Source organism: Bacillus sp. SIMBA_074 (assembly GCF_046534555.1).
Classification (GTDB): Bacteria; Bacillota; Bacilli; order Bacillales; family Bacillaceae_G; genus Bacillus_A; species Bacillus_A mycoides.
Genome location: NZ_JAWRYM010000718.1, coordinates 1 through 262, shown reverse-complemented (window position 1 = coordinate 262; position 262 = coordinate 1). Strand labels below are relative to the sequence as shown.

Below are 262 nucleotides of genomic sequence, written 5' to 3'. Positions count from 1 at the left end.
ATCGAATTCGACGTGCGTTCGTACTGGAGGATCAGCACGGATCCGCAGCATCCGCATGTCGGTTTCGAGGCAACGCTCGACCTGGGCGGGCTTCCCCCCGGCCGGCACTGGCTCGGCCTGCGCCTGCACGGGAATGACGGCAGCGTCGAGGACTGGTGGGAACAGCCCCTCGATCTCGCGCGATGAAAGGCTTTCAAGGACAATGAACGACATGGACCCCGTCAACGATTCCCTCCCGCCGAGCCGCCCGCGCATCGCCGTG

1 protein-coding gene is annotated in these 262 nt (G+C 65.3%); it reads left to right on the top strand.

The features are described from left to right. Positions 1–186 (top strand): hypothetical protein (locus SB773_RS32665; protein WP_410594546.1); only part of this gene is annotated, 186 nt, incomplete at its 5' end. Positions 187–262 lie beyond the last annotated feature (76 nt).